The organism is Bradyrhizobium genomosp. III (assembly GCF_000261705.1).
In the GTDB taxonomy this organism is placed as follows: Bacteria; Pseudomonadota; Alphaproteobacteria; order Rhizobiales; family Xanthobacteraceae; genus Bradyrhizobium; species Bradyrhizobium ottawaense.
The window spans coordinates 34,788-53,687 of record NZ_AJQF01000400.1; the positions used below are offsets into that span (position 1 = coordinate 34,788).

Consider the following 18,900-nt stretch of genomic DNA (forward strand, 5'->3'; position numbering starts at 1 on the left):
AAGGCGACGGGGTCGGCGCAGAAACTTCATGATCTCAGGACAAGGGATTAAAGATTTCCACTCTAAGCAAGCCGATCTTTTTGTCGCTCAAACGGAGTTACTAATTCTCGGAATGTCGGCGGTGTGGGGAAGTGGCACTTAGACCTACGAGATACCGCATTGCCGAAAGGCTTGGAAGGAAGAAATAGCCACCCCCCATGGTGGTTACAACGCTTTCCATGTTTTCGAGAACGACGGAGCCGGAGATGGTGGGTATCGTAAAACCCCGACCTGCTTCCCGCGGTGTCGAGGTCGCAATTGAATCCGGTTTCCGATTCGATCCATTAGACGTCAGAGGACACATCTCCGAAGCCGAACTCAGATCCGATCCAAGGGATTGCGGTGTGCTCATCCACGACGCGGCAATTGGATCCGGTTCTTGATTCAATCCATGAAATACCGGCGATCCGATCCACGATTGTTGCACAAATTCGAATTGACGTTCGATATCTGCGCAAAGACACATAAACAAGAGGCCCTTTTCGTCGACAGCGCCTTCTGCGGTCTTGCGTTTAATGTAAGACCGTCCCCGCCGCATCAATCGATGACGATTGGTTATCTTCTCCTGGGAGGGATCCAGGGGTTGAAGACTGTCGCGCGGATTGGCGCGCCTGATATGTGCTCCGAACGGACATGATAATCCCTGCGGGTCGTCCAGACCATAGCTGAAATCGTTGTAGTCTGGTGATGAAGCGCCTGGTATCAGCGGAGTTCCGTCGCGCCTTCGTCCCATCATTTTTGCGGCGATCCAATCCGCGGTAATTTGTTCGTTGCCTATCGTCGACGAACCAATGCAACGCTGAAGATCCTCAGCTTTGCTTTGAGTAAGCTTCTCGAATTCTTCGACGTGCTGAACCAGTTGCCTGATCACCAGGAAGGTGCCGTTGCGGCCGAAGTCCCGCGTATTCGGCGGCGCCGAAGCAAATCCCGGAAAGCGTGAATAGGCTCCCGCCGGAACAGGGGACAACGTTTTTTCAATATCGGATTCCGGACTTACGGTTGGCGTTGGTGGAAAGAAACCTTGATTGTTGCGATAGCCTAGAATGAATTCACCGGGTTCGACAATGTCGCGGGACGGGGTTGCGGCGTTGAAGCGTTCCGTTCCTTTGATCACTGGCTGCGAAATTCCATCGCGAAAGCCGAAATGATTGGTGTCTAACTTTCCACCGATCGCGGGACTCATGGCGATTTCGTGAAGAAATGCAGCGGCGCGCCCTCCCAGCCCTTGCGTATGGCGCTCAAGGAGATCGTCACATTCCTGCGGGCTTTTTGCATAAACAAGTAGGACCGCATCCGCGCCAGCCGCTATCCCACCATTTGTATCGCGATCTCTATCGGCCCAGAGCCATTCTTTCGGCGCCGACGGTCCGAAATCCCCCAGGATCTTGTCTCGACGCGTCATGCCGGTGCGAAATGCAGAGGGAAACGTCGACATGCCGTCGATGTCGTCCGATGTGGGGATACCAAGCTTGATAAGGCCCGCGGCCGAAAATCCGATAAATGTCGCAGAGTCATGGAATCTGTCGCCAAATGCTAGCGGCGCCATTTGTTGCGCGGGAGCGCTATCGCTGGATTGGGGCGAGAAACGAACATCTTGCATAACGCTGCCCAGCCAGCACGCGCCATCCTCGGCATTCGGTGGCAGTTGGAGTATGGCGCAAGCCGCATAAGGCAGCTCCGGCAATCCACGAAAGACGATTGATTGCACCTCGTCGGTCTCGATGGAGTAGTCAGGCCGGGGCATTGATCCGAAACAGTCGAGCCAGGCGCGCGCTGCCGTTTCGGTTCTAGCTCGCATCAGGCCGTCGTGGATCATGGCGTTGTTGCGAATTTGATCCGTGGTGAGCTGAGGAAAGCGGCAATACCAAAACTGTGAAGGCACCTGTTGTCTTCGGACCCAGCGTTTGAAACGATCGCCGTCTTGTGCGCCGCCGTAAATCAAAAATCGGGTTCGCGGAAATCCCAAGCCGTTGCTCCACGCGGCCGATTGCCCGGCATGCGCTTTCATCACGAAGTCCTCAAGGTAGCTTTCCCAGCTGCCGTCAAAGTTCGAAAGAAAAACAAGTTTCTCGCTGTTCGGTACACGAAACCATTTGGCATAATGAATGGTACCCATGTTCAACACGAATCCGGGGCGGTACCAGTGGACCACCAGCTGTTTGATTGACCACAGTGCTGCCGCCAAGGTCAGCTTTCTGAACCAACCGCTCTTCAACTGCGTGACGGCTGTAAAATGGTTCTGTACGTACCCAGGATGGTTCTCAGCCTGCAGTGCCTGTTCCGCGACCGTCAAGCTTGCCTCGCGATCTTCCGGCACATCACACATCTCGTTCCAGCGCAGAAGAGCCAAAAACGCGACGATCGTTGTGCCGACAACGATAGCAGTGGCGATTAGGCCATACTGCAGTGCCAGCGCCACGCGCCCCATCAGCGACGTGATCGTATCGATGCAAAGGTAAATCAGCAAAGAACTGCTGAGGAAGATAGCTGCCAGCGCCGTCGCGAGCGGCTTCACGGAGCGTGACGATAAGAAGCTGACCAGGGCATCCCAATCCGTGCGCTCAGACCATTCGGAAATCTTCAAGCGTCGGCGGCTGGGCCGCATCAGAAAGCCCGCAAATCCACGCCCGTCATCTAGTAGCTTCTTGACGCGCTGCCGATCCTCCACGGGTGCCATTGCATTGCTAGTATAGGCGACGAAACGTTCGTCCTGCTGAATGAATTTACGAACGTAATCGAGGGCCACCGTCGCGCGGCTGCCAAGGCCGAAGTGATTTTCCTCGTAATGCTTCAGCGCCGCGCGAGCAAAGGAGGCTAGCTCGGCCTGTCGTGCAATGTCGCTTATAGGAAATTCAGGGGTCCCGTTGAAGTTCAGCCCTGTCGATCCCCAAGGCACGGTCTCCAGGTCGAGAGCACGTTTTTTGAGCGCGTCCGCCAGCGAAAGGGATGCTCCGTCAGTCGTGCAATCGAAAATCGGACGAAGCCAAGCTTGTGCCTCGCTTGCAATGGTCTCAATTGCATACGAGCCACTTCCATCAACGTTTAGCTCGAAGATAAGATGTGGCGCCGACGCATCGTCACTTCCCGCATCGATGACCGACATGGAAGCGAAGTGCACTATCTTTGTGTCTTTCAATGTCCTAGCGACGTCATTGCAAGCCGGATTCCCGAGCGCGGTCACAAGCGTCGTTAGGTTGGCGACGTTGGCCTTGGGGACGGGTGCGCAAAATACTAACATACTCTGACGCGCAGGTGATAACTCGGTTTCGAATTCGATATCGAGACGCCGTGGAAAGGGACCGACGGAGGTCAATCGTCCGGCCGGTCCAGCGACACGTCGCAATCTTGTTTGCGGCAGCAGAACTCCAAACATTTCTTCCATTTGCGCGAGCGCGACATATTCCCCCAGGCACTGGTGCGTGCCAAAGCCGAAGATCAGGTCGGGCGCATGTTTTCGATCAGGCGAGAACCGCCCTGGAAATGGAAATCGACGCCAGTCGCGAAGGGCAGAGGCGGTTGCGACTAACAATATTGAGCCCCCGGCCACGTACTTCGCTCTCAGGGTGCCGGGTGCAATGACTCTCGATTTTGCGGCATATCGCCATTGTCCGGGTGAAAGGGCCGGGTTGAGTCGCGCTGCTTCCAGCAGGTACTTCCGTAGCCCGGCGCTATCGCCCGATCGGGCTCGTTCCGTAGCCCCGGCCATCGCGGATGGACGGCGCAACAATTCCTCGAAGACCTTTCCTGCCGCCAAGGTGATTGTCGGGACAAGACCCGTGGCTAGGCCCATCAAGTTGGCACGGATCATACCATCCGTGACACGCGGGTCTGAGTTTTGAAGCGCCACCAGTCTCGCCACGATGCAGGAGTTGCTCTTCGTCCCGGCATGTGCTTGCGCGATCGAGCGGTCGACGATGCGCCTCACGTTGAAGGCAGCGCGGCGGGCAAGTTGGTAGGTGCGCTCGTTCCCGAAGGGATCGGCGAAGAGCAACATCGAGATCGATATCGTGTAGCCCGCAAACAGATCGGGATCATCGACGTCAAGGCCAAGATATTCGATGCAAACCTCGGTCGCCACGCGGGTGATGAAGTCCTTCATCACGTCGAGCTGGCCGCCGCTCGTTTCAACTTGTCTCTTTGCTACGTCCTTCGTCAGGGCCCGGATCCGGTCGATATCACTCTTCAGGACGACTTTTTCGATGATGGCGTGCCATTCTTCTTGGATTTCGCCGTCCAATCCCAGAACGGACCCGCAGTCGGCCGCCATTTCCTCCATCTCTTTTTCGAAGGGAACCTTGAAGAACTGATTCTCAGTAAGAATCTGTCTGACGTCTCGGTCGCGCGTCACCAGGACAAGACGGCCGAACTGTGGGTTGGGCCAGAAGATCCTGAAGACAAAAAATGCCGTCAGCATCGCTGCCTCGAACAGCCATGATCCGACTCGCGTTAAGAGTCCGTTCGATGCAAATTCGTCGATGTCGAAGTCGGGGACCAGATATTGTTGTTGGCTGTCTCTCTTCTTTCTGGCGTCAATTTTTTCAAAGTATTTTAACTTGGGCATTGGTTCATACGCCGGTTGTGTGAATTGAGTTGAAAAACAGACGACGATTAGGCCAAGGTAAAGCGCTCAAGAGATGCAAGGCCTTTACCGGCCGCAGTTAGGGCACCAATGAAATACTCCGTCCATTTTCGGTCGATGAAGGGCAGCCACTCAATATGGCGCCGAGAAAAGTCCGGTTTCGCGAGCATCAATTCAGTGAATGCCTGTCGGGCCTCTTCGTGGTTGCCCCCCTCGCGCAGGGCAGTGATCCTTATCATTTGCGCGTACCAGTAGCCTGGCCGCCGGATCAGGGCCCGTTCGGCGAATTCCGTCGCTTGCTTCCACTCGCCCCGCATGCAATGGGCCATCGCCATTTCGCCCAACGGATAGAAAATATGCAGATCGTTCGGGCTGAGCCGCATCGCCATAGCCAGCTCCGGAATGGCCAGGTCCGGTCTACCTGACAGAGTTCGGCAACTTCCAAGTTCGGCATGAGCCAAGGCAAGGCTGGGATTAAGATCAATTGCCTTGCGCAGCAATTCCTCGGCCGGAAAGGGTTTTCGCAACCACATCTCGGCCATCCCCGCCAGCATATGCCCGCGACCGTCGTCGCAGTCGGCAAGAATGGCTCGTTGGGCGAGTTTCCGCATCTCCAGTATCTTCGCGGTCGATTGGCGACCCGCCCATATCGACCAGCTCAGGCAGAACGTTGCCTGAATGAGCGCTTCGGAGGACTCGGGATCCAACGTGAGAGCTTCAGCGAAAAGTCTCTGAGCCTGCTCCGCTCCCTCGCGGGAGAGCTGGTTAAGATACCATCGGCCGCGCCAGATCAGATCGCTGACGGTGAGGCTGTCTTGCCGTTTGCCCCGCGTCCGGAGTTGTTCGGCATGGTCGATTCGGGTTTCGAGATGCGCAACCAGTTCTATGGCGAGCTCTTGAAATGAACTCGTCGCGGTAAGCGAGGGTAAAACAAATCGCTGGGACCAAACCGTGTGTCCGCTCTCGGCTACAACCAAGCTGGCGTTGATCCAGAAGGTCCCCTTCTCCTCACGCAAACGACCCTCGAGGAGGTACTTCGCGCCGAGACTCCTGCCGACCATCGTTCGATCGGCGTTGCCGGGAAACGAAAAACTTGAGCTACGCCCAATGACGGGCAACCAGCGAATGCGGGACAGGCCGTTGATTAGTTCTTCGCTGATACCTTCGGCGACGTAGTCGAGTTCGCTTTTGCCGGTCATATTCTCAAACGACATGACAGCAAGAGCCGGGCTGCCGTTAGAACCGAAGGGGGAATGCGAGGTATCTACAAAGTGGTTAAGCACCGGGTCGGTGGTCCGCTGGTCAACAGCAAAGGTCCGTGCACCCGGTGTCGAGCTTTGTGAAGTCGCTATTCTTTTGCTGCCGACGAGGGCGCTTCGTTGCTCGCGGAGCCATTCCTCGAATCCATCCTCTCCCGCGATGTCCAGCCCTTCAAGAAAATCTCCGGCCTGACAGTTGTCGCGGGTAACGCGGACATCAACTTCGATCAGTTCGAGGCGGAGCTTTACCCGATCGCGTTCGCAAACTAGTAGCGGTGCGGATCCTTGGTTAAGATGCGTCCGCAAATTCGAAAGCTCCCGGCGCAGACTTCCGCGCGCTTCGGCATGCTGACGCCTTCCCCACAGCTTGTCCTGCAACCAGCCGCGCGTTCGTTCTCCATCCCTTGCCAGGGCGAGCATTGCAATCACCGCGACTCCCCTCTTGCTGGGGATTTCTATGCGCTCACCGCCGGGTGACAGAAGCCGAAAGGGCCCCAACAGACCGAGCGTGAACCGTTGTTGTCCTGCGCTGCCCACCATAGTGCATTCGCCCTCGCGTCCTAGGCGAGCATATCATTTTTCACACCTAAATCACGGCTTTTTCACGCGACCTGAACCCTTTGTTCGCGAATTGCGGACCGAGCGTTTGCAATATCGATCGTGCCGAAGCCAAGAAAGTCAGCTTCGTGCCAACCAGGAGGACAGTCATGATTTCGGCATTCAATGATGTGCAAGGCAGCCAACAGAACGGCATCGACCGCGGGTTCGTGCGGCCCCAAGGGGTAGATTGGGCAGAACTCGTAAAGACAGTCGTTCCGGTTGTGCTCAGCACGCTTTCGTCGAACCCGCAGCTTGCTCCGCAATTCAGCATTGGCGGTGGAATTGGCATCAACCCATTTTCGGCGACACCCGGTACGATGCAGCCTCAAGGATTTGATTTGGACGATTTTGTCCGGACCGTTGTGCCGATTGTGCTCAACACGCTGTCCACAACCCCGCAGATGAAGACGCAATCGGCGGGCGTGCAGCCGCAGGGGCTCGATCTCGGTGATCTGGTCAAGACCATCGTGCCGATCGTACTCAGCACATTGTCATCGAATCCTCAGCTTGCGCCTCAATTCAGCATTGGCGGTTCAATCAAAATCAATCCGTTTTCCGCCGCGCCGACGCAACTAAAGCCTCAAGACCTCGACATCGGCGAATTGATCAAGGTGATCTTACCGCCGCTGCTAAACGCTCTGTCCGCGAGTCCGCAGCTGTCGACCCAATCAGCGGGCGCGCTACAGCCGCAAGGCGTCGACCTCGGCAATTTGATCAAGACCATTGTGCCGATCGTACTCAGCACACTGTCGTCGAATCCTCAGCTTGCCCCGCAATTCAGTATTGGCGGGGGAATTAGCATCAACCCGTTCTCGGCCGCACCCGGAACGGTGCAGCCACAGGGATTTGATCTGGGCGACCTGGTTCGGACCGTAGTTCCGATTGTGTTGAGCACGCTGTCGGCGAGCCCGCAGATGAGAACTCAATCAGCTAGCGTGCTTCAGCCGCAGGGTTTCGACCTTGGCGGTCTAGTCAAGACCATTGTGCCGATCGTACTTAGCACTCTGTCATCGAGTCCTCAGCTTCGTCCAACGGGTTAAGCGCGTCTCAATCATCGCGGCGGACGGTTTGCACTGTCCGCCGCCGGATGCTGAAGGGCGATTTGCACCCGTGATCGAAAAACATTCGTACATTTTAGGATCGCTGGACTCCGACGTTTCTCCGGAAGAAATCGACGACCTCGTCAAAACCATCACGACATCTGTCCCGGGACTTCAGGCATCGGTTCAAGCCGACACTTGCGTAGCAGTTCTGGAAATTCCGTCCCACTCAGTCGGCGCTGTCAAGGATCTGTTGGACGACCGCTTCTTTCTGGAGCCAAACGGCACCCCCCGGTTAGTGCAAACATCGAATGCATAGGACTAGACAAATGTCAGAATCGGATGCCAGCAGACGTACGACAGTTGAAGTTTCTCAGCGCCAATTCCAGTTCTTGTTCGCGGCGAACTTTGACGGCGAATTGAGTCCGCTAAGCGTCCAGGCTATCGGCAATACGCTCGAGAAGATCGACGGTGTCCGAATAATTGATCGGATTCACGATTCTGGTCTGGATGTCATGGCCGCCGGTCGCGAGCCGGTAGCTGGCGAGGTTGTCGTTGCCGAGATGAGTTGGGAAAATGCGATGGCGTTGAGAGCAACGTCGACCAAGCAAATCATCATGGAGCGGAATTGGGAATTGCGCCACCTGGGGTGTTTCGCTCCGAATTTCGCTGGCCCGACGGGTGCAACGGTGGTCGCGCCCGCTCCGACTATCAGATTCTCGGTCAAGGTGCTCGGCAACAATGGTCAACCGATCCCTCGCGCGCAGGTTATCGCCTACGGGCACGGATTTCCCGTCCAGGGTGAGACCGACGTCGAAGGGAAGGTTGTGCTGGCGATCTACGCTTCAAGCCTGATCGGAGTTGAAGCGATTTACGTAAAGCCGTTCTCTGATTTCTGGGAAAAATTTATCGCGCACCCCGCGCTAGTCCCCGATGTCGACAACATCGTTTCGCTGGAATCTCTTTCGGCATTTCCTCAGTCGCATTTTCCTGGAAATCCCTTCATCGGATGGGGAGAGCGGCTAATGGGGTTAGACCTGGAAACGATGCAACGATATTCGGGCAAGGGTGCCCGTGTCGCCATCATCGATTCAGGGTGCGACAATACTCATCCTGTGCTCACCCATATTACCAAAGGGCTCGATTTGACCGATCCAAAGCTCGACGATCTCGGACAGGCGCGGAATTGGCAAATCGATACGCTTTCACATGGAACGCACTGCGCCGGTGTTATTACCGGCAGCGGCGTAGATGGCATGCGTGGTTTTGCGCCAGAAGCGGAAGTTCATATTCTCAAATTGTTTCCGGGTGGCCGGTTCGACGTGCTGATCAGGGGCCTCAAATATTGCATCGACAATCAAATTGACGTCGTTAACTGCAGTCTTGGTTGTGACCAAGGCTCAGAGTTAGTGAGGTTATGGCTGAACAAAGCTCGGCAGGCGGGCGTCGCCGTTGTGGTCGCAGCCGGCAACTCGGGCGGGCCGGTCCAATTTCCGGCGCTGGTTCCAAATGTCTTATCGGTTTCTGCAATCGGACAGGCCGGTAACTTTCCCGGCGATACTTACCATCAACAGACAGAGCCGAGCGTGTTGCCTGGCCTTGTTGGCGCTAATGGAATATTCGCACCTAGATTCAGTTGCTTCGGCCCCGAGATCAAGCTGTGCGCGCCCGGCGTTGCGGTGATTTCGTCCGTCCCTGGAGGGGGGTACGCGGCATGGGACGGGACGTCGATGGCGGCGCCCCATATCACGGGCCTTCTCGCGCTTATCGCCGCTCATCATCCGGCGATCGCAAGCATGCCGCGCGACGCAGCGCGCGTTGACCGCATGTTTCAAGTCCTTATCGACGGCGCGAATTCCGTTGGTCTAGATCGCATGCACGGTGGCGCCGGCATACCAGCAATTGGAAGCACGTTCCTTGCTGGCGCTTCGACAGTGGGACAAAGCGGCGTGTCGCCAGATATTGATGCGATTGTCGGTGCGGTCCTTTCTCAGATGCAAAAACTAGGAGCAAATCCAGCCGCCAATGCGCCACTCTAGATCTGACCTTGTTAGTCCCAGAAGCAGGCTGCGGCACGCTCAGGCGGTAAATTTGCGAAGAATTGGTCATTCAAGTTGTCGATGGGAAAGGAGAACTAGCATGGCGTTCAAATTCCTTCGTTTCATGTTCTTGGCCGGCGCGATTTCGCTCGTGTCATTTGCGATGGTAACGATGACGGTCAAATCCGCCGCATCGACGCCGTGTCCAAACGGAAAATGCAGCTAGCGAAAGTGGTGGGTGTGATGACCGATCCGCGGATGTACACCGAAATTGGGATTCACTGGGCAATATCATTTGTTGCCGGGCTGATAATTTTACTTTTGCAGGTAAACCTGCTCAAAAAACGTCCGCTATTAAAGTTAGCCGACCGTCCTTCATCGTTTTTTGAATTAGATGCCCTCGTATCGGAGCGAAGATTTCGTACGATTGCGGGGCTTATTGCCTGCCCGATCAGTGTTCTTGTCTTTTTGCTCGCCGTAGAAGCGTCGCCGTTTGTCGAACAGGCCAAAGCATTCGTCATCCCGTACTTAGCGGACCTTGCCGGCGATAAGTATAAGGCGGCTGCTGCCGACCTTATGCGTGCTATACCTGACTATCTTAGCCCTCTATTTGTGTTGATGGCGGCTGCGCTATCCTTCGCGCCCTATGTCCGAAAACCATTGGAATTGGTCCGAGACTTCATAGTTCCGGCGACCGGCATTGAATCCCGCGCCGATAAGGCTGGCCTTGAGGCGGCACGGCTCGCGCTGAAGAGGTTTGGTGATAGAGAAGCAGAAGAAAAATTGGAGGATCAATTTGGGGTTGATGCGCCTTTGCCGCCAGAGCTAATCCATTCGGACGACGAGACTAAGCTTGCCTATCAGATATTGTTCTTTAGCAGCGAATATACACGGAAGACAGGGTTAGAGCGAGCGATCGCCCAGACGTTAGGCAGGATCAAAGTCTATGAAACAGTTTCAGTGGACAATCCAATTCCTTCCGGGGCTTCCCCCGTCCTTGTTGGAGCGGCGCTCGTCGTTTATCTCGCGCTCTGCATCGCTTACGTTTTGTTGGTGCCGTTGGCGGCGCCGTGGTTCAGAGCCGGTCCTGCCAATGGAGGTTTTTTCTTTGTGGAGTGGCCTCTGGCTCAGTTTAGAGGGATACTCGCGCTGACTCTTGCGCAACAAACGCTAGCGTTTGTGGTGCCTTTTGCCTTGGGAATGTGGCTCTATCCGAGCCGGCGCCACCAGTTCGGTGGCGAAACTGTCCTGCAAAGTTTCGCAGTCGTTTTCGGGATCCTATTCTTGTTTGCGAGCCTCGTGAATTTCCTGTTTGACGCACTGTTTGTAGCGCGCCGATCCATTGGTGAGCTCAGTCATGATCTCATCTCATTTGAAGATGTGAAAATCTGGGCGGACGTTTTTATCCCTGCGATAGTTCCTGCCATGGCCCTAGCCATCTGGATTTGGTGCAAGGACTTTCGAACACGCTGGCTTAGTTATGCAATTCTGTGTCTGGCGTCGGCTATGCTGCTCAACGTTTGTCAGCTTGCCTACGAATGCGTCTCAGGTGAAATTCGAGGTTATTTTTGGCATCAGTCGGTCCTTGGATTCTTTCTTATGCTCTCCTTCTTCCTGTCATCCAACATAGCCAGCGAGCGTGCGACGCCGCTTGGCGATCGGAAGCCGCTTTCGCTCTTGCAAGGGGCAAAACCAGTCGAGGGGTAAATGTCATTAAGCTATCGGATGCGGCGCTTTTTGAAGCGCCGCTCGCGGTAAGCTCCCCAACGGCCAAAGCAATGGCGCATTCTTCCTGATACCCCTCGTCTCGGCGGAGACGAGGATGCTGGTCCTCTTGCTGAAAAGCAGGGAGCCACGAGGCGCAGCTCCTTCTGAGGGGGCGACCTGTCCACGAGGGAGGATCTTGGGGTGTCAACCTGTCAACCGTGTCAACCCAGATTTTGAAATCCGCAGCTAGTGCGTTTTCGGGGCGCGTTTGTGCCGTATGGGGGTGGGGTCAAGGAGGGACCCGCTGTGGCTTAGTTCGCGATCAAGCCAACGATGTCTAGGCTTTGCTTTGGTCCGGCTTGATCCGGAAAGCAGACGTTGGTTGCATAGTCTGCGGCGCCGGCTTGGGGCAGTAACAAGCCATATGCCGCGACCTGAACCAGGTACGGTCTGCGCACGCAAACCGACGTGGGCCGCGGCTTTCTCAATACGTGTTGGGAGCATCGCCTACGTTAACCCTGTCAGCAAATGATTTGTACGTAGGTCGGCAGCCACCGACAAGTTGCCTTATTGGAGCGGAGAATTTTCAGCGACACTAACTCAGGTTAGAGGCACATTATGCTGAGAATGGCGTTGTTGGGCCTCCTCATCCTATTGAGTGTAGGAGTACTGTCAGCGATGGAGCTGAGAGCTCCACCGCGCGGCGCAATCGCGATCGTCCAGCCGCTTGCCGAGCTAAGCGCAGGCATTTCTGCTTCACACGGCGCATTGGCGAAGGCCGATCGCCTTGAAGTTGTCGCTGTGAGCAGCGAGGCGCCGACACAGGCTGCTTTGGTCGAAGAACGCATCGCTCCACCAGAAGACATCAGTATCGGTTCGTCGGAGCCTCCGAGGCCGATCGCAGGTCATCGGTACAATTCGAAGAAGATCGCTGCGGCTGCACGCCCCAAGCCAAAGGCAACCGCTATCAAGCGAACTGCCATTTTCGAGCATTCAAAGGCCGCGAGCGATACCGAGCCCTGTCGGCTTAAGGCGTTTGGTGGCTTGCGCAAGGCATTGAATTTGGCCGGCTGCGAAATCTGAGGACCCCTCTGAGCGTAGAAGCATTACCGGACATGTCCGCTGATTGCGTGCAGCCTGTTGACACCGTCACGGTTGGACGGATGGTTGTCAGGTGTCAGGGTCGTCAGATCAGATCAGCGGCTCTGCCTCTAGTGCGTTTTTGCTTGGTCCACTCTGTCTTTGAAAGCGGGCGTGCCAGAGCCTTCGCTGCGTGGGGGCGGTGGTCGTGGCCGCCGTGAGGGGTGGGGTTGGGAGGGACTCGGCCCACTGTAGGCAATCAATCGAGCATCAAGGGAGTGGGTCCGAGCGCAGCGACGATCGCCCGCATTCGCACCGCGCGATGCAAGATGGCGAGCACATCGGCGACGAGGAGTGCGCCGCTTTTGGGAACGGGTAATCTCGACGGGCGCGGAAGACCGCCTTCGTCAGCGAGAGCCAGACTTTGGTCACCGGCGATAATTGGAGGGGGCGCGATTGGTTCATCGCTGAACAATGCGATGGTCAGCTCACGTTATAGTCTCGCTAGACGACCCAACCGAGGTTTTGTTCGGGCAAGATTGCACAGATGGCGCGTGCATCTAGCATCTCACTGGCTCGGTTCGCCGGACGCGCCATCCACTGCACAAGATTACTCGCGGGAAGGATTGAGGCGCCTAACAACAAAGCCGGTGCTCGCATGGTCCACACTACGATCGTACTTAGCTTTGATCATCCGTCGATCATCGCTGCCGAATCCGTGACCTTTCGCGAGGCCGTCCGTCTTACAACGCCGCTTGGGCGCGCACGCAGCTCAGTTCCACCGAACTCCACCATTAGTCAGGACATCGGTCTGGTTTAGGTTCAATGTAGGGATGTAGTGAAGATGAAGAGTTGGTCGACTCGCTACATCGACGTTTTGTTTCGATTTTTCATGTCTTTAGTGTCTCAACATGTAGGTATGTAGGGATAAAGCTATACGCACACATGAGAAGGTTATTTATTTCAGCGTCCTGTACCTGAAAGAGTCAGGGAAGGCGGATCTCTACAAAACCATACACGCCCTACATGCGTTCCCCTTAACCCATTCACTTGCTTGCGCTATTCGTCCGATGCAGCATCGAGATCGACGCTACATCGATGTAGGGCACGCTGCATAATTAGACCGGCTGAATGTCATCCTCGCTAGCCGGGTTCGTCGGCGCAGCAACGAAGCGTAAGGAGCACGGTCTTGATCGCGAGTTGCGGATAGCGCGTCAGCCGCGACCGGTTCCTTGACGTGTCCATTCGCAACGCTTCCGCCGCCAAGCTTTGGTCCTTCCACAACCGTCCCGCTTCGCAACCGCCCAGCCGGTGAAAGTCTCGTACATCGTCGTGCCGACGTCATGGGTACCGCTTCGCTTTCGGCGTTAGAGGGCGCGTTTTCGACGCGTGAGCCCAGCCATACCCATTGGCCTCTTGATCGGCCGGATCTACCCGTCGCTAGTAGTTCTAGCTCCCAGGGGACCTCCTCTCGGCGGGGTGCGGGGTAAGGCGTGCCGTGACGGGATTCGAGTTTGCGCGCGCGTCGCAGATCGCTGTTCGGCCTCCTGACCCGGCCTCACTGTGCGCCCGCTCTGAGCGCTGGATGGTCAAGAAAGGACGCTCGAATTTGCTCTTGCAACAGACGATCGAAAAGAGAACAAATTCTTGGCATCGCCGATATCACTGGGCGGATTTTGGGCGTATCCGTTCGCGTTTTGACGCCCTAAGACGTATCGAAACGCACATTGGAACCGAAGGGGATTTTGCAGAAAACCCTATAAAACAAGGGGTTTTGGTGGTGGGCGCACAAGGGATCGAACCTTGGACCTCTCCCGTGTGAAGGGAACGCTCTCCCGCTGAGCTATGCGCCCGGGACCATCATGCAGACGGCCGGACCTGTTAGGCCGGCCGGCGCATCGGAGCCCGCGATTTAGAAGTGCGGGCTTAAGGTGTCAAGTTTCCAGGCGCCGCGGGGGGCGGAAAACCTTGGCCCGGTCGCGCAATTCGCAAGGGAGACCGGATTTCGGGCTGCTTACGCGCCCTGCTGGCGGGCCCGGGAGGCGTGGGCCTGCAGCGCCCGGATGCGCTCGGCCAGCGTTCCGCCGCCTTCGGGCAGGCTCGGCGCGCCATTGGTCGCGGCGTCGTTGGCCGGGCGCGGCGCCGGCTTCGGCGGCTGGCCGGCCTCGGCCGCCAGCAACGCCTCGATCGGGGAGTTCGGGCCTTCAAGCTGCATCGCGAGTTTTGCCACCTCGGCGGCGATGTCGTTGATGCGCTCGCGGAGCAGCGCGTTCTCCATGCGCTCGGTCGCCCAGGAGCTTTCCGCCTGCTGCTGGATCGCGTTGATGTCGCGCTGGAGTTTGGCGCGCTCGTCGCGGGCGGTGCGCAGCTGTTCCTCCAGCGCGGTCTTTTCCGCGCGCAGCGCTTCCATGGCGGCCGACGACTTGCCGCCGCTCAAGGCCGCGATCTCGACGCGCAGCTCCTTGACGGTGCGTTCGGCGCCTTCATTGGCCTGGCGGAGCTGGTTGTTCTCATAGTCGCGCTCGGCGAGCAGCTTGCCCTGCGTGGCGAGCCGTCCCTCGAGGTCGGCGACGCGGCTCGACAGCATCTCGGCTTCCTTCACCTGTCCGATCAGCTGGCGATCGAGCTCGGTGACGCGCTGGCTCAGATTCTCGACCCGGCCGCGGGCATCGCCGAGCTCGCGCGAGGCGGTCTCGGATTCGGTGCGCTCCTGGGCGAGGCGGGCTTGCGTGGCGGCAAATTCCTTCTCGGCATCGCCGACGCGGTTCTTCAATTCCTCGATCTGGGCGCGCACCGCGACCAGCTCGACCTGGCGGCTCTCCGCCATCATCGAGCGGTCGGACAGTTCGGAGTTGATCTTGGCGAGCTCGTTCTGCTTGTCGGTCAGCGCGTTCTCGGCGGCGCGCAGGGCTTCGGTCTTGGCGTTGAATTCCTCTTCGGTGGCGCGGAGCTGCTCCTTCACCGCCTTTTCGCGCGCCTCCAGCGCGAAGATCGTGGCGTTCTTCTCGCCAAGCTCGATCTTCATGCGGTTGATGGCGTCGCTCTTCTTGCCGAGCTCGGCGAGCTGGCTGGTGGTCTTGTTCTTGAGCTGATCGACGCTCATCTCGAGCCGCCGCGCCGACATGGCGAATTCAGCGCGGAGCTGGTCCTTGTCGGCCTGGATCTCGGCCATCGACAGCGGCGTTGCGGCCTCCAGCCGGCGCGTGGTCAGGCGCACGGCGCGGTTATGCACCAGCGGCACGATCGCGAGCCCGCACAGCATCGAAAGCAGGAAACCGATCGCCAGGTACATGATCGGTTCGACCATGGGGCAGAACTCCCAAGCTTAAGGAAAAATTCACCAACGACCATGCCATGGCGACCCGGCAAAAAGCCAGCCCCGGCCTGTCGTTAACCTTGATCCGTAAGCCCGATGGGAGAGGAAAACCCTAGAATGGGTTCCAGGTCGCACGCGGCGTGTATTTGAGGTAGCCGATATTGGCGCCGAGCCTGAGGCCGAGCCCGGAGCGGATCGGCACCAGCACGATGTTGTTGGCGGTGAGCGCCGTCATGCCGAAGCCGCCGATGATGTAGGCCGAGCCGTCGAGGCCGGCGAAGCGCTGGTAGATCGCGTTGGTGGCGGGCAGGTTATAGACCAGCGTCATGGTGCGCGCGCCGTCGCCGCCCCAGTCGAAGCCGAGCGAGGGGCCCTGCCAGTAGACGCGCAGATCCCCGGCATTCTTGGTGTAGAGCGTGCCTTCGCCGTAGCGCAGGCCGGCGACGAACGCGCCGGAACCTTCCTCACCCAGGATATAGCCGTTGGGCAGACCCCATTGGCTGATCGCTTTCTCGATGATCGAGGCGAGCCCGCGCGAGACGTTGCCGAAGAAGCGGTGTCCGGCGCCGACGAGCTCGTCCGGCCCATAGGTGCTGGGCGTCGGGGTCCGCTGCGGCGGCGGCAGATTGGGCGGCGGCGCCTGCTGGGCGGAGGCCGGCACGATCCAGCCGACCATCGCGGCAAGCGCGAGCGCAGCAAGGCGTGATGCGAAAGTCATAAAAGAACCCCTGGTACCGAAACCGGTCGCTTCCTTAACCTGACGCCAACAGGCGAGGCTCTAGGTTGCGCCGGATGTCCCCTCGACTCGGATGTTATCCGCAGCAACTATGACGGCACAACGGCAGGAAGATAGCCCTTTGCGCCCCGGAATTGCCTTGATCGGCCTCCTCGTCTGCCTGCTGTCGGGCGTATGGCTCACCGGCCCGGTCACGCCGGCCGGGGCTGCCACCACCGAGCGGGTCGTCGTCAACCGCTTCACCGGCGTCGCCATCGAAGGGTTCGATCCCGTCGCCTATTTCGTCGGGGGGGCGGCCATGCAGGGCACGGCGGAGTTCGAGGCGAACCTCTGGGGCGCGGTCTGGCGCTTCCGCAACGAGGGCAACCGCGCCTCCTTCCTGGCCCATCCCGAAATCTATGGACCGCAATTCGGCGGCTACGACCCCGCCGACATCGCCCGCGGGGTGACCGTCGCCGGCAATCCCCGTTTCTTCGCGATCGTGACGCAGCGGCTCTATCTGTTCAGCCGGGAAGCCAACCGCGACGCCTTCGCCGCCAATCCCGAGCGGTTCCTCTATGAGGTGGGCAAGCGCTGGCCGGCCCTTCAGGACAAGCTCGGTCAGTAGCAGCCTTCAGAGTCTTGCCGCCTGCGGGTCGCCCCAGGCGATGAACTCCGGGATGATGAAGCCGCTGGCGTGCCGTTCGCCGAAGCGGAGCTCGCCGCCCTTGCCGTCGGTCACCTTGCCGCCGGCCGCGGTTACGACCGCAGAGCCGGCCCCGACGTCCCATTCGCAGGTGGGCCCGAACCGGGGGTAGATGTCGGCGCTGCCTTCCGCGATCCGGCCGAATTTCACGGCCGAGCCGACGGTCCGTCTGACGGCGTTGGGCCTGCTGTCGATGAACGCTTCGCTCCTGGGATCGCCGTGCGAGCGGCTCACCGCCGCGATCCAGGGCTCGCCTTGCGCAGGCAGCTTGCGGGTGTGGATCGGCTCGGCCACGCCGATGGTAGCGCCGTCAAAGCTCACGCGCTCGGCGCCGCGGCCGACGATGCCGCGCCAGAGCAGGCCGAGCGCAGGCGCGCTGACGATGCCCAGCAGCGGCTCGCCCGATGTCACCAAAGCGAGATTGACGGTGAACTCGTCGCGACCGGCGACGAACTCCTTGGTGCCGTCGAGCGGGTCGATCAGGAAGAAGCTGCCATCAAACGAGGGCGAGGCGAGCGGGGTCCGCTCTTCCGAAAGGGTCGGAACGTCGCCCGCAAGCTGGGCCAGGCCGTCCGCGATGATGTGGTCGGCGGCGAGATCCGCCTCAGTTACCGGCGAGCCGTCCTGCTTGCCGTCGATCCGCATCGCCGCCCGGTTGACGCTGAGGATCGCCTCGCCCGCCTTCACCACCAGCGCGGTGAGCGGCTCCATCAACCGGGATGCGGCCTCGGCGTCGATGATCCTCACCTGTGTGCCTCATTCGTCAGCAAGTCTCGCCCCCTCAGTTGATTCGCCCGCAGCCCCTTTATGGCCGCTTCGAACCTATCGCAAGCTAGCTGCCACGGGCTGGCGAATGTTAGAACCCGAAGCATCCGTCAAGCATGCGTGATTCGCGGCGTCCGCCGTGCAATTTCAGGAACCCTCCAGGACCCCTTTATATGTCTGACGCCTCGTCGCCCGCGACTGCTACTGCTCCCGATATGCTCGAACTCGCAGCGCTGCTGTGCTCGCGGGTCTGTCACGATCTCATCAGCCCCGTCGGCGCCATCGTCAACGGGCTCGAAGTGCTCGACGACGATCCCAAGCCGGAAGACCGCGAATTCGCGCTCGACCTGATTCGCAAGAGCGCCAAGACCGCCTCCGCCCGGCTGCAGTTCTGCCGTCTCGCCTTCGGCGCCGCCGGCTCGTCCGGGGCGCAAATCGATCTCGGCGATGCCCAGACCATGGCGCGCGGCCACATCGAGGATGGCAAGTGCTCGATCACCTGGAATCTGCCCCGGCTCCTGCTGCCGAAGAATCGCGTCAAGCTGCTGCTCAACATGCTGGTCGTGTCCCAGCACACGATCCCGCGCGGCGGCATGCTGACGATCGACCCGATCGGCGAGGGCGAAACGATGAGCTTTCGCATCACCGCGACCGGACATAATGCGCGCCTGCCGCAGAACATCTCCGAGCTCTTGAGCGGCGAGCGCGGCCCTGCCGCGGATGCGCATGCGATCCAGCCTTATTATACGCGGCTGCTGGCGCAGGCCTGCGGGCTCACCGTGACGCTCAAGCCGGAAGGCGAAGCCATCATCATTACCGCTTCGTAAACGCGCGCAGCGCTCGGCATCTTAATCAAAACTTTACGAGGCGCTTCGGCTTGTCCGGAGCGCCTTATCTCTTTGTTGGTTCCGTTCTTTTGCACATACTCAACCAATATTAAACGCTTTGCGGTGAAGCTGGCCCCATTCCGAATAGGCGCATCACAATTCGTGCGTGCCCGCCCTGTATGAAGGCCTGTTTTCATGGATGATCTGTTGCGGGAGTTTTTGACGGAG

Annotated in this window: 12 protein-coding genes and 1 tRNA gene; 7 read left to right on the top strand and 6 right to left on the bottom strand. The window is 58.5% G+C overall.

Annotated elements, in window-relative coordinates; genetic code table 11:
* Positions 1-100: 100 nt before the first annotated feature.
* Together IC66_RS0132475 and IC66_RS0132480 are read right to left on the bottom strand one after the other, a co-directional pair.
* Positions 101-4,600, bottom strand: a complete 4,500-nt coding sequence (locus IC66_RS0132475) for a hypothetical protein (protein ID WP_049806699.1) — start codon at positions 4,598-4,600, stop codon at positions 101-103.
* A gap of 47 nt (positions 4,601-4,647) precedes the next feature.
* Positions 4,648-6,417: a tetratricopeptide repeat protein gene (locus tag IC66_RS0132480; RefSeq protein ID WP_038950455.1), complete on the bottom strand. Its 1,770-nt coding sequence runs from the start codon at positions 6,415-6,417 to the stop codon at positions 4,648-4,650.
* A 167-nt stretch (positions 6,418-6,584) separates the two neighbouring features.
* Between IC66_RS0132480 and IC66_RS0132485 the strand changes: the two genes are divergently transcribed.
* The 5 genes from IC66_RS0132485 (at position 6,585) to IC66_RS0132505 (ending at position 12,346) form a co-directional block, all read left to right on the top strand.
* Positions 6,585-7,517 (top strand): hypothetical protein, encoded by a 933-nt coding sequence (locus IC66_RS0132485; protein ID WP_038950456.1) that lies wholly within the window; start codon positions 6,585-6,587, stop codon positions 7,515-7,517.
* Positions 7,518-7,587: 70 nt separating this feature from the next.
* The gene (locus IC66_RS46580) at positions 7,588-7,836 is read left to right on the top strand and encodes a hypothetical protein (RefSeq protein WP_157158132.1); all 249 of its coding nucleotides are present in this window, start codon (positions 7,588-7,590) and stop codon (positions 7,834-7,836) included.
* Positions 7,837-7,846: 10 nt separating this feature from the next.
* On the top strand, positions 7,847-9,556 hold the full coding sequence (locus tag IC66_RS0132490) for a S8 family peptidase (RefSeq protein WP_049806700.1): 1,710 nt from the start codon (positions 7,847-7,849) through the stop codon (positions 9,554-9,556).
* 243 nt (positions 9,557-9,799) lie between these two features.
* The gene (locus tag IC66_RS0132500) at positions 9,800-11,263 is read left to right on the top strand and encodes a hypothetical protein (RefSeq protein ID WP_157158133.1); all 1,464 of its coding nucleotides are present in this window, start codon (positions 9,800-9,802) and stop codon (positions 11,261-11,263) included.
* A 678-nt stretch (positions 11,264-11,941) separates the two neighbouring features.
* Positions 11,942-12,346, top strand: coding sequence for a hypothetical protein (locus IC66_RS0132505; protein WP_244429202.1), 405 nt, complete (start codon positions 11,942-11,944; stop codon positions 12,344-12,346).
* A 1,775-nt stretch (positions 12,347-14,121) separates the two neighbouring features.
* On the opposite strand, the gene IC66_RS0132515 is transcribed toward IC66_RS0132505, so the two are convergent.
* The 3 genes from IC66_RS0132515 to IC66_RS0132525 form a co-directional block, all read right to left on the bottom strand.
* A tRNA-Val gene (locus tag IC66_RS0132515) sits at positions 14,122-14,196 on the bottom strand.
* Between the two features lie 161 nt (positions 14,197-14,357).
* Complete coding sequence (locus tag IC66_RS0132520) at positions 14,358-15,650, bottom strand: hypothetical protein (RefSeq protein ID WP_028144013.1); 1,293 nt, start codon at positions 15,648-15,650, stop codon at positions 14,358-14,360.
* Positions 15,651-15,771: 121 nt separating this feature from the next.
* Positions 15,772-16,377 carry a DUF1134 domain-containing protein gene (locus tag IC66_RS0132525; RefSeq protein ID WP_018322430.1) on the bottom strand — a complete coding sequence of 202 codons (606 nt, stop codon included), beginning with the start codon at positions 16,375-16,377 and terminating at the stop codon, positions 15,772-15,774.
* A gap of 139 nt (positions 16,378-16,516) precedes the next feature.
* Between IC66_RS0132525 and IC66_RS0132530 the strand changes: the two genes are divergently transcribed.
* A complete protein-coding gene (locus IC66_RS0132530) occupies positions 16,517-17,002 on the top strand; it encodes a YHS domain-containing (seleno)protein (RefSeq protein ID WP_038950462.1) in 486 nt (161 codons plus the stop codon).
* Between the two features lie 6 nt (positions 17,003-17,008).
* On the opposite strand, the gene IC66_RS0132535 is transcribed toward IC66_RS0132530, so the two are convergent.
* Positions 17,009-17,791, bottom strand: a complete 783-nt coding sequence (locus IC66_RS0132535) for a 3'(2'),5'-bisphosphate nucleotidase CysQ family protein (RefSeq protein ID WP_049806701.1) — start codon at positions 17,789-17,791, stop codon at positions 17,009-17,011.
* A gap of 227 nt (positions 17,792-18,018) precedes the next feature.
* Here IC66_RS0132535 and chpT point away from each other — a divergent pair, with 227 nt between their 5' ends.
* On the top strand, positions 18,019-18,672 hold the full coding sequence (gene chpT / locus IC66_RS0132540; protein WP_026202749.1) for a histidine phosphotransferase ChpT: 654 nt from the start codon (positions 18,019-18,021) through the stop codon (positions 18,670-18,672).
* Positions 18,673-18,900: the final 228 nt, after the last annotated feature.